The following is a 14,365-nucleotide window of genomic DNA, read 5'->3' on the forward strand; positions in this document are numbered from 1 at the left end:
AATAGAGAATTAAAAGGGTAAAATAAAATTGACCCCTAACACCAGGACTTTAAAGGGTCAATCATATTATGGCCAAGGTGGGTAAATTCTGTTTGGCCAAAAGGGTCAAAGTAGAGTGGCTTTTCCAACGCCGAGGATTGGAAAATTTACTTTGCCTTTCGGCATTCTCGGCTATATTGCCGAAGGATCGCCCTCTCTTGGGTCTGACCCTATTCTTTTTCTCCTAAATACCGCTCAAGAATATTGCAGACTATTTCTTTGGCTTGACCGATTCCATCCTTATAGCCACTGGCGTAATCCGATTACTGCGAAAGATGGGCATGACTACTATTTGCCCATAGGCGTATTTCCTCAAGAGCCATGTGTTCGGCGTTATCTTTATTCCTTAACTTGAATTGTTCAGCTTGACTGAGCTCGAAGTTCAAATGGTTAAGTTCATTGATGGCAATCGTCAGTTCTGATGGCGTATGAGCCTTGTCTACTTTGCGCTTTGCAACGCAGATATCTTCCTCGATTTCCGATATTGTTCTCATCTTTTTATTCACTTAATTTTATATAGTCCTAAAATTCGTTAATCTCACGCTTTTTTTGTATCTTTGGCGCAGTGGTAACATTGTAACCACATCGCAAAGATAGATGATAATTTTCAACCCACAAAATAAAACGGAGTAAATTTTCAACAGATGTGTAAAATTCTTCCCCGCCTAAAGGACATAGCAGACCACGAAGGCATAACGATAGGCGCTCTTGAACGAGCCATAGGTGCCAGTAAAGGCGTGATTTCTCGCGCTATTGCCAACGGAACAGACATACAATCAAAATGGATTCAAGCGATAGTTGAAAATTATCCCCAATACTCACCCGCGTGGCTCTTGACCGGAGAAGGTGATATGCTCAAAACAAAGCGGTCTGCCGACAGTGACTCCACGCTTCACGAGTCTAAAATTGATAAAAAAGAAGTTATATCGCAGGAAACCCGACCTCGGATCCCTTTTGATGCCGCAGCCGGAAGTCTCTCTATTGCGTTAGGCTCAGTATCAGAAAGCGACTGCGAACGATTGCCATTAATCCCCATCCTGCCACGCTATGACTTCACGATTATAGCACGTGGCGAGTCCATGGAACCGCAATATATGTCCGGCGATGAACTTGCTTGTTTATTCATTAAAGAATCATCGTTCATACAATGGGGGCGTACTCATGTTCTCGACACAGCGCAAGGTATAGTCGTAAAACGCATCTATGATCACGGCACATCCATCACGTGCAAATCCAACAACCCCGACTATCCTGATTTTGACATCCCCAAAGAAGACATCTACCGCATAGCCCTCGTGGTCGGTTACTTACGAATTGAATAAATATTTTGATAATGAATAATATTACCAAGATTATTTGCTATCTATTTTTCACCCTTTCAATATCATGCGCCCCCTCAAAAGAAGAAAAAGCGCAGAATTTAATTCGCGCTTCACTAAATCAGATGCTACCAAATATTGAAAGTTATGAAGCAATTGAATTCGGAGAATTTGAGCCGGCAAAAATTTGTTTTCAAGAAACAGATGAAGCTTTCACTCTATTAAATGAACTTCAAGAGATTAGTGATAATATGGAGCAGGAAATAGACAATGCTAAGTGTTCCTACAACCCTGTTATTGCTGAAAAGCATTTGGAAACGTTTAAAAATCTTGATATACAATTTAAAGCACTATCCGATTCTATAAACAAGAGATCTGAAGCATTTCATTATGATACGACCATGGTATCTATATTTCACAAATTTAGATATTATGATGATAAAAGAAAATGTTATCAAATAATACCTATGACATTTTATTTTGATAAAAACATAACAAAAATCAAGGGTGTAAAATATTTATACAACGATGATAGCGGACCTGAAATATACTCCGAAATGCCATAATTTATATGTTCAAACATATCCATTCGACACAGATGCACGGCCTCATAATACCCTATTTACACGGCACGCACATGTTGTTTCGGTTATTCGAGGGCATAGACAGTAATAATGCGCTAAAGTACAAAGCATTACGCCATAAAATCAAATCAAAAAGTGGCGGGTATTTTCCTACTTGTATATTACCATATTTTTAGGTTATAATAAATTTTGGAGTCGCTATCATATAAAATATTAACCTAAAAAAAATCGGAAATGTAACCCTAAATGTAACCCTAAATTTTATTTTGGTGTAACCCTAAACCATAACCCTAAATGTAACCCTAAATGTAACCCTAAACAATATAAGCACAAAAAAGGGAGCGAAAACCGCTCCCTTCAGCATAAAAATGAATAACGCACGAAAACAATTTTAACAGCGTTATTTTATCGTTAAAATATCATCCGGATCTACTGCCACTGATGAGCGTAGATTGCTTAATTATAGCCCTTTTAGTTATAACAGAGCCATTGCCTGACAGCCCGGCATGAAGCAGATAGCTCTTGGATGCTCCTACTTGTTCCGGTGTCAAGACAGAATACACCGCAGAGATACTGGCAAAGTACCAGTCCCGCTGTTTTTCACCCACTATCGGGCATATAAGATGTACATGTATAATCTTGCTCATTACAGCAACAAAAATAGCCAAAATATTCCAAATAGTGATTATTTGGAATATTTTTGAGAAAAATTTTAGAAACTGGGGCAAAAAAATGCGATCAATATACCATAGATCGCCTACACTTCAAAAGACCTCCTATTTGGATAAAAAGGCACGCACACGCCAACAAAGTGCCATCCAAGCCCATTTATACACAAATTGCACAGGCGATGTAAAGAAACCGAGGCGTTTTCGCCCCAAACAGCCCCATTTTGTAAAGCTGATGTAAGAACCATGTAAAAGAAAAACCGCTTGGAAATATCGCTTCATTTTTCAGATAGCCACCTAACCTATTGAACTGCAAATCGTTTAACATCATTTGCCCGACCAACAAACAAATCGCTTCGTTTTATGCCCCATAAATGGATCTTGTAATCGGGAAGGGTCAGAAAAGCGCGGTCCTTACAATGATCGAGCGCAAGACAAACATGTTTCTGCAGTCTAAGCTGACATCGAAAAAGCCGGAGGTCGTCGCTATGGCCGCATGGCGGTTATTGCTGCCATACAAGGCCAATGTGCTCACGATCACAACGGACAACGGAAGTGAATTCATGAATCATCAATGGCTGGCACGACGAATCGGAGCCTCGGTCTATTTTGCCGACCCGTTCTGCTCAGGACAAAAAGGCGCGGTTGAAAACGCAAACAAGCTGTTGAGGCAATACTTCCCAAAAGGCACCGACTTCCGTGATGTCGAACAGGCAGAACTTGACAGAATACAAGCAAAAATCAACAGAAGACCGCGAGAAAAATTAGGTTTCTCAGCGCCTCGTATTGAGTTCTTCAAACTATTGACTTAATTTTGCACTTGCTTGTTGACTCTACATTTCGCTCGGCAAAAGACAAATATTTGGTTTTGCCCCGACTTATCGCTATCTTTGTAAGTTAATCAGCAAACACAATTCTATGAATTTTCAACTTGAATCGCAGTATAGTCCCACCGGTGACCAGCCACAAGCCATAAAAGAACTTGTGGAAGGCCTCAATGATGGAACTGCGGCACAGACACTGCTTGGCGTGACCGGCTCGGGTAAAACCTTTACCATGGCCAATGTCATAGCGCAGATAAACCGTCCGACCCTTATCTTAAGCCACAACAAGACTCTCGCCGCACAGTTGTACGGTGAGTTCAAGCAATTTTTCCCCCACAACGCCGTGGAGTATTTCGTAAGCTATTACGACTACTACCAGCCCGAAGCATATATACCATCATCGGACAAATATATAGAAAAAGACCTGATGATAAACGACGAGATCGACAAGTTGCGTCTCGCTACTGTCTCGGCCCTGCTGTCGGGGCGCCGCGACGTAGTGGTGGTGTCGTCGGTGTCATGCCTTTACGGTATGGGCAATCCCGAGGACTTCAATGCCGGCGTAGTCGAAATCAAAGTCGGTCAGAAGATAGCGCGCAACGCCTTTCTTCGCAAACTGGTTGACGCTCTTTACAGCCGCAACGAAATAGAACTCGCACGAGGCACATTCAGAGTAAAAGGCGACACAGTAGATATACGCCTCGCTTACGAGGAGATAACTCTGCGCGTAATATTCTGGGGCGACGAAATCGAGTCAATCTCCACCATACACTCCGAGGACGGAACTTCGCTCGGCAGCCATGACCGTTTCAACATATATCCGGCCAATCTTTTCGTTACTTCGCGCGAAAGGACAGGACAAGCTATAGCACGCATGGAAATAGACCTCGGCGAGCAAGTGAATTTTTTCCGCCGTGAGGCAAAGGAACTTGAAGCAAGCCGCCTATATGAACGTACCACCTATGATATAGAGATGATACGCGAAATCGGTCACTGCTCCGGTATAGAAAATTACAGCCGTTATTTTGACGGTCGCCAGCCGGGCATGCGTCCGTTCTGTCTGCTTGACTATTTTCCGAAAGACTTTCTTACCATAATAGACGAAAGCCATGTTACAATACCTCAGATAAGAGCTATGTACGGAGGCGATGTGTCACGCAAAATGAATCTTGTGGAGTACGGCTTCCGACTTCCGGCAGCACTCGATAACCGACCGTTGAAGTTTAACGAATTTGAAGCACTGACGCGGCAGACCATATATGTAAGCGCTACGCCGGCCGACTACGAACTTGAAAAGAGCGAGGGTGTTATTGTCGAACAGATAATACGTCCCACCGGATTGCTTGACCCGCTTATAAGCGTAAGACCGTCGTTGAATCAGATTGATGACCTGCTCGAAGAGATACAACAGCGCATAGAGCGTGACGAGCGCGTGCTTGTCACCACGCTTACCAAACGTATGGCGGAAGAATTAAACGAGTATATGCTGAAGCTGCGGGTCAAAGCGGCCTATATCCACAGCGATGTAGACACCCTTGACCGAATAAAGATTCTCGATGATCTGCGGGCCGGGACATATGACGTACTTATCGGCGTGAATCTGTTGCGTGAAGGTCTCGACCTGCCTGAAGTATCGCTTGTAGCCATCCTTGATGCTGATAAGGAAGGCTTCCTCCGCAGTCACCGATCGCTGACACAGACCGTAGGACGCGCCGCCCGAAACCTAAACGGCACGGTCATCATGTATGCCGATAAAATCACCGACTCCATGAGGCTCACCATAGAGGAGACAGAACGCCGACGCTCGCTTCAACTCGCGTACAACGAAGAGCACGGCATAACACCTCAGGCTATCGTAAAAGCACGTCAGGCCATTATAGGCATAGATGACGAAGACTCAGTACCGGTACATCAGACGAGAGCATCAGGTAAACACGAGAAAGGTAAATCTGACAACAAGAAAGTACCATATCTAAGTGAATATACTCATACAGTAAATATTGCCGCCGACCCGGTCATACCATACATGAACAAAGCCGAACTGCAACGTGCCATAACCAGATTGCGAGGAGAGATGGTCGAAGCGGCAAAGCGAATGGAGTTTATGGAGGCCGCACGCATGCGTGACGAGATAATGAAAATGGAGGACCATTTAAATACTATGGCATGAGAGCAGAACAATCAATATGGCTCCCTACCTCGGCAAAAGAAATCGAGGCTCTTGGCTGGGATTATATAGATGTCATCATATTCTCCGGTGACGCTTATGTGGATCACCCTTCATTCGGAGCCGCGGTAATAGGACGTACACTTCAGGCACATGGGCTAAGAGTCGCCATTGTGCCGCAGCCCAACTGGCGCGATGATCTGCGTGATTTCCGCAAGCTCGGTCGCCCGCGTTTATTTTTCGGAGTATCGGCCGGAGCTATGGACTCGATGGTCAACCACTATACGGCCGCTCGACGCAGACGGAGTGACGACGCTTATACTCCGGGAGGCCGCCACGGCATGCGACCCGACTATCCAACCATCGTCTACTCCGAAATACTGCGCCGGCTATATCCCGATACCCCAATCGTGGCAGGCGGTATTGAAGCCTCGTTAAGACGGGTGTCGCACTATGACTATTGGCAAGATCGGTTAAGACCATCCATACTTCTTGATGCACCGGTGGATATCGTTATCTACGGAATGGGCGAAAAGCCCGTAACTGAAATTGCCGACAGATTATCGGCCGGCGAGCCTATACAGAGTCTTACCGATGTACCGCAGACAGCTGTTCTTGTTACGGCATCTGAAATTCCAGCAGCCGACGAAAACAATATAATATTAAGTTCTTTCGAGGAATGTCGGCGCGACAAGAAAAAACAGTCCGCCAATTTCAAGCATGTCGAGCAACAGTCCAACCGCATGCAAGGCGCCGTCATATGGCAACGTCACGGTGACAAAGCGGTAAAAATCACGCCTATGTTGCCTCCGATGACTACACGCGAAATCGATGCCTCATTTGACCTGCCCTACACCCGTCTGCCACATCCTCGTTATCGTGGAAAAACCATTCCGGCATGGGACATGATAAAACACTCGGTCAACATGCACCGTGGATGCTTCGGCGGTTGCGCATTCTGTACCATATCGGCCCATCAGGGCAAGTTCATCGCATCACGCAGTAAAGAGTCGATATTGCGAGAAGTACGGCAAATAACCGCAATGGATGATTTCAAAGGGTACATAAGCGATCTTGGTGGCCCGTCAGCCAACATGTACCTCATGGGCGGCAAAGACCTGTCGATATGCCAAAAATGCCTGAAGCCCTCTTGTCTTCATCCTAAGCCATGCCCTAACCTGAACAATGACCACGGTCCGCTGCTTGACATATATCATGCCGTCGACTCCCTGCCGGGTATCAAAAAGTCATTTATAGGCAGCGGGGTACGCTACGACCTGTCAATGCACCGCTCAGGCAACGATAAAACCGACCACACCAACAGACGGTACAACGAAGAACTCATCGAACGCCATGTATCGGGCCGTCTTAAAGTGGCACCGGAACATACATGTCCTCACGTGCTGGATATCATGCGCAAACCGTCTTTTGAGCTTTTTTACGATTTCAAAAAGATATTTGACCGCGTCAATCGCACAGCCGGCCTTAATCAGCAGCTTATCCCCTACTTCATATCATCTCATCCCGGATGTAGAGAAGTCGACATGGCCCAGCTTGCCGCAGAGACAAAAGATCTGAACATGCATCTCGAACAGGTTCAGGACTTTACTCCGACACCGATGACCGTCGCTACCGAAATTTACTACTCGGGCTATCATCCTTATACGGGAGAGCGTGTGTTTTGTGCCGTTAAACCGGAAGAAAAACTGGCTCAACGACGCTATTTCTTCTGGTACGACAAGACTTATCGAAGTGATATAATAAATGCATTACATCGTCTACACCGTCCCGACCTCATACGACGTCTGTATCCTGCCTATAGAGATCCACGCAATCGCCGATAGACTTTGGATGCGGGACATATATATAATCATTATTATCAAATGACTGCCATACGGTTCTGCGGGCGCCGATATTACGGCGCCCACCTTTGGGCAAGGCATATTTTTCAACAGATCAGCCGGGTTTTGCTGCTTCATTCTTACCGATGAAAAAATAAAAAGCCTTGATAAAAAATCAAGGCCGTCCGGCTTAATAAAGCCTTATAATAGTAGCAGGCGACATTTCCCTTAAATGGGGTAATGTTAGGTTTGGCATCATAGGATTAGGTTTATTTACATGCAAATGTAATCATTATTTTTAACATTACAAAATTTTAGTTAATTCCCCTCGATCATTTTACATACAAACACTGATACAGACCACTGTATGCTCTAAATATTAAAAATAGTTGCTTCTTGCAATAAACGTATAGGTTATGGAGTTTTATTGATAACTTTGCAACCGCAAAAAACGCATATTTGTATCTGATGAAAAATTCGCATAAGCATAGATCCCCTTCTCTCGTGGCCTCCCTCATACCCATATTTATATTGATAGCAGGGCTTGTCACGATCATATTGACCTATGGAGCCGGGGCAGTACAGGATATGAGCCATTATATATTACTGTCGGCGGCAGCCATTGCCGCTGCCATATCAATGGTTTTATATCGGCGCCCCGTGAGAGCCATGCGCATAGGGTTGTTGAAGAGTGCGGCACAAGTATTGCCTACAATACCCATATTGCTCATGATAGCTACTGTAGCGGCTACTTGGATGCTGTCGGGAGTTGTTCCCACTCTTATATGCTATGGCCTTGAGTCGCTTAATCCGTCGGCATTTCTTGTGACTGCATGTGCTGTATGTGCGGTAATATCGGTATTGAGCGGAAGTTCGTGGACTACGATAGCCACCATAGGAGTGGCCTTCATGGGCATAGGCTCGGTATGGGGCTATAATCCTGCATGGATAGCGGGTGCCATAATTTCGGGAGCCTATTTCGGTGACAAGGTATCGCCTCTTTCCGATACTACTGTACTCGCGTCATCGACATGCGACGTGAATCTGTTCACCCACATACGATACCTGATGTGGACATCAATACCAGCTATGGGTGTTGCCTTAACCGTATTTGCTATCGTAGGTACTACAGGCAATCATAATGCCGATCAGCAATCAACGATGATGCTCGTACATCTTCACGAGATGTTCAACATCACACCATGGTGTCTGCTCATACCTCTTGCCACAATAGGACTGATTGTATTAAGACTAAACACCGCCGTAACCCTCGGACTAAGCAGTATACTCGGTATAGTCGGAATATTCTTGTGGCAGCCAAGTATATTGGCCTCTTTATCCTCGTCAGCCGACATTACCGATGTCGCCACGGCCATAGTTAAACTGCTCGTGACAGAAACATCGCTAACCACAGGCGACCCTACGCTCGACTCTCTCATATCGACAGGCGGTATGAAGGGTATGTTACCTACCATATACCTTATACTAAGCGCAATGATATTCGGAGGGGTTCTTATGGGCTCGGGTATGTTGTCACGCATCACACACTCCATTACCAAACGTATTAATTCATCACGAAGCACTGTAACGACCACAATAGCTACAGGATTAATGCTTAACGGATGTACCGGTGACCAATATCTGTCTATTATATTAAACGGCAACCTGTATCGCAATCTGTATAGACGCAACGGACTCGAGCCGAGACTGTTGAGCCGTTCAATCGAAGACTCCACTTCGGTAACCTCGGTGCTTATTCCGTGGAATTCATGCGGACTGACCCAATCAACAGTACTCGGAGTAGCCACACTATCATATCTGCCCTACTGCATCTTCAACATTGCAAGTCCGTTGGTGTCGATTGCTACGGCATGGATAGGCTTCCGTATACGCCGCGTGATGAAACAGGTCGCGGCATGACACTGCGCAATTAATTGCCCTCGTTGAGGCATCGTAGTGAATTTCTTTGTAAATTTGTGCCGCAATACATTTGGCAATGGGAAAAACTATACTCATAACGGGCGGCCAGCGTTCCGGCAAAAGTGAATTTGCCGAACGATTGGCGATGGCCATAAGTGACCGTCCGGTTTATATAGCGACTGCGCGCGTTTATGACGAAGAGTTTCGACAGCGGGTAGAAGCTCATAAAGCCCGAAGAGGCCCATGCTGGATATCGGTCGAAGAGCCGTTGTACCCAAGCCGATACAGTCATATCGGGACTACCGTACTCGTCGATTGTGTCACCCTGTGGGCCACCAATATGTTTTTCGAGCATGGTGAAGATGTCAATAAAGCTTATGCTGCTTTCTGCGATGAGTTTGACTCATTTGTCACCGAAGACGCCGACTATATACTTGTAACAAACGAGATAGGCATGGGAGGCACAAGTGACAATCCTATGCAGCGTCGGTTCACGGACCTTCAAGGCCTCGTCAACCGATACGTGGCTGAAAAATCAGATGAAGTGTATTTGCTAATATCAGGCATCGACATAAAAATAAAAGGATAACCATATCATGACTACATTTAACATCGCGCGTCCCGACAAGGCCATAGAACATAAACTTATCGACAAAATCGACAATCTTACAAAGCCAAAAGGGTCGCTCGGAATGCTTGAACAGTTGGCGCTGAAAATAGGTATCATACAGCAGACCCTGACTCCTTCATTGAAAAATCCGTGCAATATACTGTTTGCAGCCGACCACGGTATAATAGAAGAAGGAGTGACTGTATCGCCCAAAGAGGTGACATGGCAACAGCTCAGTCACTTCTCCAAGGGAGGTGCGGGCATAAATTTTCTATGCGACCAACATGGATTCAAACTTGTACTTGTCGATGCGGGTGTTGACTACGACATTCCCGCCGGACATGGCATAATAGACCTCAAGGTAAGAAAATCGACACGCAATTTTCTCTATGAGGCAGCCATGACTGCCGACGAACTGGAACTGTGCATGCAACGAGGTGCCGGAGTTGTGGCTGATGTTCACGCCCGGGGATGCAATGTGGTAAGTTTCGGAGAGATGGGTAGCGGCAACACTTCCTCGTCATCGATGTGGATGCACCTATTCACCGATATTCCCCTTGACCGGTGCATCGGCGCCGGAGCGGGTCTTAACGGCAGCGGCATAAGCCATAAATACGATGTATTGTCGCGTGCACTCGCCAACTACAAAGGAGGCGACAGTGTGCAAGACAAGATGGCTTGGTTTGGCGGATACGAACTCGCCATGGCCGTGGGAGGCATGCTGAAAGCTGCAGAACTCGGCATGGTGATACTTGTAGACGGGTTCATAATGACAGCCTGTATACTCGCGGCGAGCCGACTCTATCCTGAAGTCATGGATTATGCCATATTCTGTCATCAAGGCGACGAGTCGGGGCACAAACTTATGCTCGAACATATGGGTGTAAAAGCCGTACTTCATCTTGACTTAAGGCTTGGCGAAGGTTCAGGCGCGGTATGTGCCTATCCCATAATACAGTCAGCAGTCAATATGATCAACAATATGGACTCGTTTCAAAGCGTGAACGTGACCAAATACTTCTAAACGATGTACAGCCTTCTTGCCGCCCTGACATTCTTCACCCGATTGCCGTTCTGGAAAATTGCCGAACTCCCCAAAGAGAGCTACAAACGGGTCGTTACGTTCTGGCCACTTACCGGATGGCTTACAGGCGGCGTCATGTGTGCCGTATACTGGATTATGGCTCAAATGTTTAATCCGATTATAGCCGCCGTGTTTGCCATAGTATCACGACTGTTTGTGACGGGCGCACTGCATGAGGACGGCCTCGCCGACTTCTTCGACGGCATGGGCGGAGGCACTACGCGCTCGCGCACACTTGCTATAATGAAAGACAGTCATATAGGCACATATGGAGTAATCGGTCTTATACTGTATTTTTTGCTTGCTACACTTTTTATAGCTGACATAGGATTCATAAACGTCATATATGTCATCGCAGTTCTTATTGCCGGCGATGCATGGAGCAAATTTTGTGCAGGACAGATTATAAATTTTCTGCCCTACGCAAGAAAAGAGGAGGAAGCTAAAAACAAAACAATCTACAACCGAATGTCAACGACCGACATTATAATATCTTTCATCACCGGTTCCCTGCCATTATTGTTGCTCCCACCGGCGCTGCTCCCTGCGGCTGCCGCTCCAGTAATGGTATCAGGCATTATAATCCTGTATCTGCGCCGGCGTCTCGGCGGATATACCGGTGATTGTTGCGGGGCCTTGTTTCTGATGTGCGAGCTGTCTTTTTACATTACCGCAGGTCTACTCGTAAATCATTCGTCATGAAAGTAACATTTATTAGACATACATCGGTCAATGTCGCTCCGGGCACATGCTACGGACAGACCGATGTAGCGCTGGCGTCTACTTTTCCGATTGAAGCGGAGTCGGTAAAAAAGCGTCTTGAAGGACGGCGGTTTAACAGAGTATTCACAAGCCCGCTGTCAAGATGCTGGCGACTTGCCGAATATTGCGGATACCCCGGCGCCATCATTGATGACCGATTGATGGAGATGGACTTCGGGGCTTGGGAAATGCAACGCTTCGACTCCATAAGCGACCCTCGTTTGCAGGAATGGTATGACGACTATATCAATGTCAGGGCTACTGAAGGTGAATCATTCATGGACCAACGCACCCGTTTCATGTCTTTTATTGAAGAAATAACGGCCTCGTCAAATGAAGATGATGAGGTTGCCCTTTTCACCCACGGTGGCATCCTTATACAGGCCATGATGCTTTACAACGGCCTGACGGCAGAAGAGGCATTTAACAGCCAACCCTCTTATGGAACTATAATGACAATCGAGCCTTAGTGAGGATGCCGATTTTCTTGTCAGATTATCACCAAGTTACAAGGTTTTGTTATAACTTCGCGTATGGCAACACTTTATAAGATATTGATTCTGTGTATTGACTTTACTCTCTCCACTAACCTATGGGCGCAAAGTCAATCATACCTGCTCTTTCAGAAAGGAGGCAAGCGATGAGACTGATATATCGGATGAATAACCGTATTGACATATATCCAAGTATTTGGCGGGTAATTGTATTGATATTTGTCAGCGCATTATTTGTCATGGGTGGTTTCCTTATGACTATTCATCCTCGTACGGGCATAGATATATTCATAGGGTATCTCGGTGTTGTCTTCTTCTCTTTCACCGCTATTATTGGAATTGTTTGGCTGATATTGAGAGCAATGCGAAAGCCGCTTGCAAGGATATATGACGACAGGCTCGAATATCTGATACCGGTAAAAATGAAGTATGAGATTATTCCGTTTCTATATGTCGAGATGTTTGTAACAGTAAAAGTGGGCGCAAAACTCATAAGAGCCGACTACTTGACTGGAGGCTGTAAAAATACAGGGATAATTAATACTCTTGTTCCTGTCGGAAAAATGTGTGATATGCTCAACGATCGGTTGGAAAAATTTTGGTCACAACCATTGAACAAAGCATCTGTAACAAAATATCTCTCAATGACGGGCATTGAGTCTTGGCGTTTTGTCCATTTCTGTACTCGCGAAAACTGTGCTTCACTGAAAAAGTGGAATTCTCTTGACGATTTCCTGACATCGGAGATTCATCGAATTTACACCTTGTTTGATGACAAAGGAGTTGAAATTGACGAATCAACTCCTACAATTCCAATCTGATTTACGATTAAAACAGGGATGAAATCTGACAGCAAAACATACAGGTTTTTCTTGGGGCGGCGGGGTAAGACACGCTTGCCTTTTGGTGTTATGCTGCTGATTCTCGTGCTGTTTATAATTGCAGGCCAGTATTTTCAAAATCGCAAATACAGCGCATTGTCGGCAAATCCGGAATTCACATCATCTGAAATTTCAAATATCAGCAGCATTGGAAACAGTGGTCCTATAATACATTATAGTATTATGGTAAATGGCATAGCTTATGACGGTGGAGCACATGCCAACGGTTTTGCCGTAGGCGACAGTATAGAAGTGGTGTACCAGAAGGACAAGCCGGAAAATAATATGACGGTGTTTGAATTTTATGATGGGCCAGAGTATGGATCTGTCGTAATATTTGTAATTGTTGCGATTGTCTTGGCCATATATCGTTGGCTAAGAATCAACCGAAAATACAACGACAGATGCCCCGAGTTGGAGAGTTCCGGAAGGTGTATGATATACCGCACTGACAAGGAGTATATATTTGTCACAGTATATTATGCGAACTCGAGTTATCCGATCAAATTCTTGCCTCTTGACTGCGATAATGGAGCGTTTGAGGATACCCTGACGGATATTTTCCATGCAAGTCTGCATGATAAATACACAGAGATAAAGACCTCCGAGCTAATCAAAGCGATGAAACAACGCTCATGGCGGCAGCTTTATATGCACTCTACCAGTGTGCGTGTTACTCACGATAGCCATCGACTGAAAATACTATCAACCCGAAAAGCCACCGACAAAGGACTTGATTGGGATTATGACCGGGAATTGTCTTTTGACCTTGACGGTGCCTCTTGGAAAGATATTATAAACTCAATCCGAAAACTCCTTGAAACCAATGAAACTGACCGATAAACGATTTTGGATATTTGAAGTATTTGTATTTCTTATCTCAGTAGGAATAGGTTATAGTATGTTGTATATGGAATGGGACATGTACTATACGGTCATATTCCTATTATGCGGTTTGTTGAGTGGCTTCATAGCTTATAAGTGGTTTAGAAAAAGCACTCTCAGACTTTCTTTGTCGGTTTGGATTGCCAACAGTCTATCTGTTGCAATTTGTTTTCTTTTACCTAATTTAAATAAATCCACAACACATTTAGATTACCTGATATTGTTTTTGATTGTATACTCGTTAATCTCACTCATTCCCTATATTGTTGTGACGAAAATTTATTCGC

14 protein-coding genes are annotated in these 14,365 nt (G+C 45.0%); 12 read left to right on the forward strand and 2 right to left on the reverse strand.

The window, feature by feature from the left end; genetic code table 11:
• Positions 1–302 precede the first annotated feature (302 nt).
• Positions 303–533, reverse strand: coding sequence for a hypothetical protein (locus tag FW767_RS07290; protein ID WP_150980439.1), 231 nt, complete (start codon positions 531–533; stop codon positions 303–305).
• Positions 534–683: 150 nt separating this feature from the next.
• Here FW767_RS07290 and FW767_RS07295 point away from each other — a divergent pair, with 150 nt between their 5' ends.
• Both FW767_RS07295 and FW767_RS07300 read left to right on the forward strand, forming a co-directional pair.
• Complete coding sequence (locus tag FW767_RS07295) at positions 684–1,361, forward strand: S24 family peptidase (RefSeq protein ID WP_235898081.1); 678 nt, start codon at positions 684–686, stop codon at positions 1,359–1,361.
• A gap of 11 nt (positions 1,362–1,372) precedes the next feature.
• Complete coding sequence (locus tag FW767_RS07300; RefSeq protein ID WP_150980441.1) at positions 1,373–1,924, forward strand: hypothetical protein; 552 nt, start codon at positions 1,373–1,375, stop codon at positions 1,922–1,924.
• Between the two features lie 437 nt (positions 1,925–2,361).
• On the opposite strand, the gene FW767_RS13325 is transcribed toward FW767_RS07300, so the two are convergent.
• Entirely contained in the window at positions 2,362–2,589 is a 228-nt protein-coding gene (locus FW767_RS13325; protein WP_150980444.1) for a hypothetical protein, read from the reverse strand.
• Positions 2,590–2,984: 395 nt separating this feature from the next.
• Here FW767_RS13325 and FW767_RS07310 point away from each other — a divergent pair, with 395 nt between their 5' ends.
• The 10 genes from FW767_RS07310 (at position 2,985) to FW767_RS07355 (ending at position 14,036) form a co-directional block, all read left to right on the forward strand.
• Positions 2,985–3,422, forward strand: coding sequence for an IS30 family transposase (locus FW767_RS07310; protein WP_150980447.1), 438 nt, complete (start codon positions 2,985–2,987; stop codon positions 3,420–3,422).
• A gap of 106 nt (positions 3,423–3,528) precedes the next feature.
• Positions 3,529–5,604 (forward strand): excinuclease ABC subunit UvrB, encoded by a 2,076-nt coding sequence (uvrB, locus tag FW767_RS07315; protein WP_121699393.1) that lies wholly within the window; start codon positions 3,529–3,531, stop codon positions 5,602–5,604.
• On the forward strand, positions 5,601–7,445 hold the full coding sequence (locus FW767_RS07320) for a YgiQ family radical SAM protein (RefSeq protein WP_121699394.1): 1,845 nt from the start codon (positions 5,601–5,603) through the stop codon (positions 7,443–7,445). The genes uvrB and FW767_RS07320 overlap by 4 nt, the downstream gene beginning before the upstream one ends.
• Before the next feature lie 465 nt (positions 7,446–7,910).
• The gene (locus tag FW767_RS07325) at positions 7,911–9,362 is read left to right on the forward strand and encodes a Na+/H+ antiporter NhaC family protein (RefSeq protein ID WP_121699395.1); all 1,452 of its coding nucleotides are present in this window, start codon (positions 7,911–7,913) and stop codon (positions 9,360–9,362) included.
• Positions 9,363–9,438: 76 nt separating this feature from the next.
• Entirely contained in the window at positions 9,439–9,951 is a 513-nt protein-coding gene (locus tag FW767_RS07330) for a bifunctional adenosylcobinamide kinase/adenosylcobinamide-phosphate guanylyltransferase (RefSeq protein ID WP_121699396.1), read from the forward strand.
• Between the two features lie 7 nt (positions 9,952–9,958).
• A complete protein-coding gene (cobT, locus tag FW767_RS07335; protein WP_121699397.1) occupies positions 9,959–10,996 on the forward strand; it encodes a nicotinate-nucleotide--dimethylbenzimidazole phosphoribosyltransferase in 1,038 nt (345 codons plus the stop codon).
• Between the two features lie 3 nt (positions 10,997–10,999).
• Complete coding sequence (gene cobS / locus FW767_RS07340; RefSeq protein ID WP_121699398.1) at positions 11,000–11,758, forward strand: adenosylcobinamide-GDP ribazoletransferase; 759 nt, start codon at positions 11,000–11,002, stop codon at positions 11,756–11,758.
• Entirely contained in the window at positions 11,755–12,288 is a 534-nt protein-coding gene (cobC, locus tag FW767_RS07345) for an alpha-ribazole phosphatase (protein ID WP_121699399.1), read from the forward strand. Before cobS ends, cobC begins: the two co-directional genes overlap by 4 nt.
• A 122-nt stretch (positions 12,289–12,410) precedes the next feature.
• Positions 12,411–13,133 carry a hypothetical protein gene (locus tag FW767_RS07350; RefSeq protein WP_148464360.1) on the forward strand — a complete coding sequence of 241 codons (723 nt, stop codon included), beginning with the start codon at positions 12,411–12,413 and terminating at the stop codon, positions 13,131–13,133.
• A 243-nt stretch (positions 13,134–13,376) separates the two neighbouring features.
• The gene (locus FW767_RS07355; RefSeq protein WP_147438771.1) at positions 13,377–14,036 is read left to right on the forward strand and encodes a hypothetical protein; all 660 of its coding nucleotides are present in this window, start codon (positions 13,377–13,379) and stop codon (positions 14,034–14,036) included.
• Positions 14,037–14,365 lie beyond the last annotated feature (329 nt).

It is taken from the genome of Heminiphilus faecis, from assembly GCF_008728965.1.
GTDB classification, from domain to species: Bacteria; Bacteroidota; Bacteroidia; order Bacteroidales; family Muribaculaceae; genus Muribaculum; species Muribaculum faecis.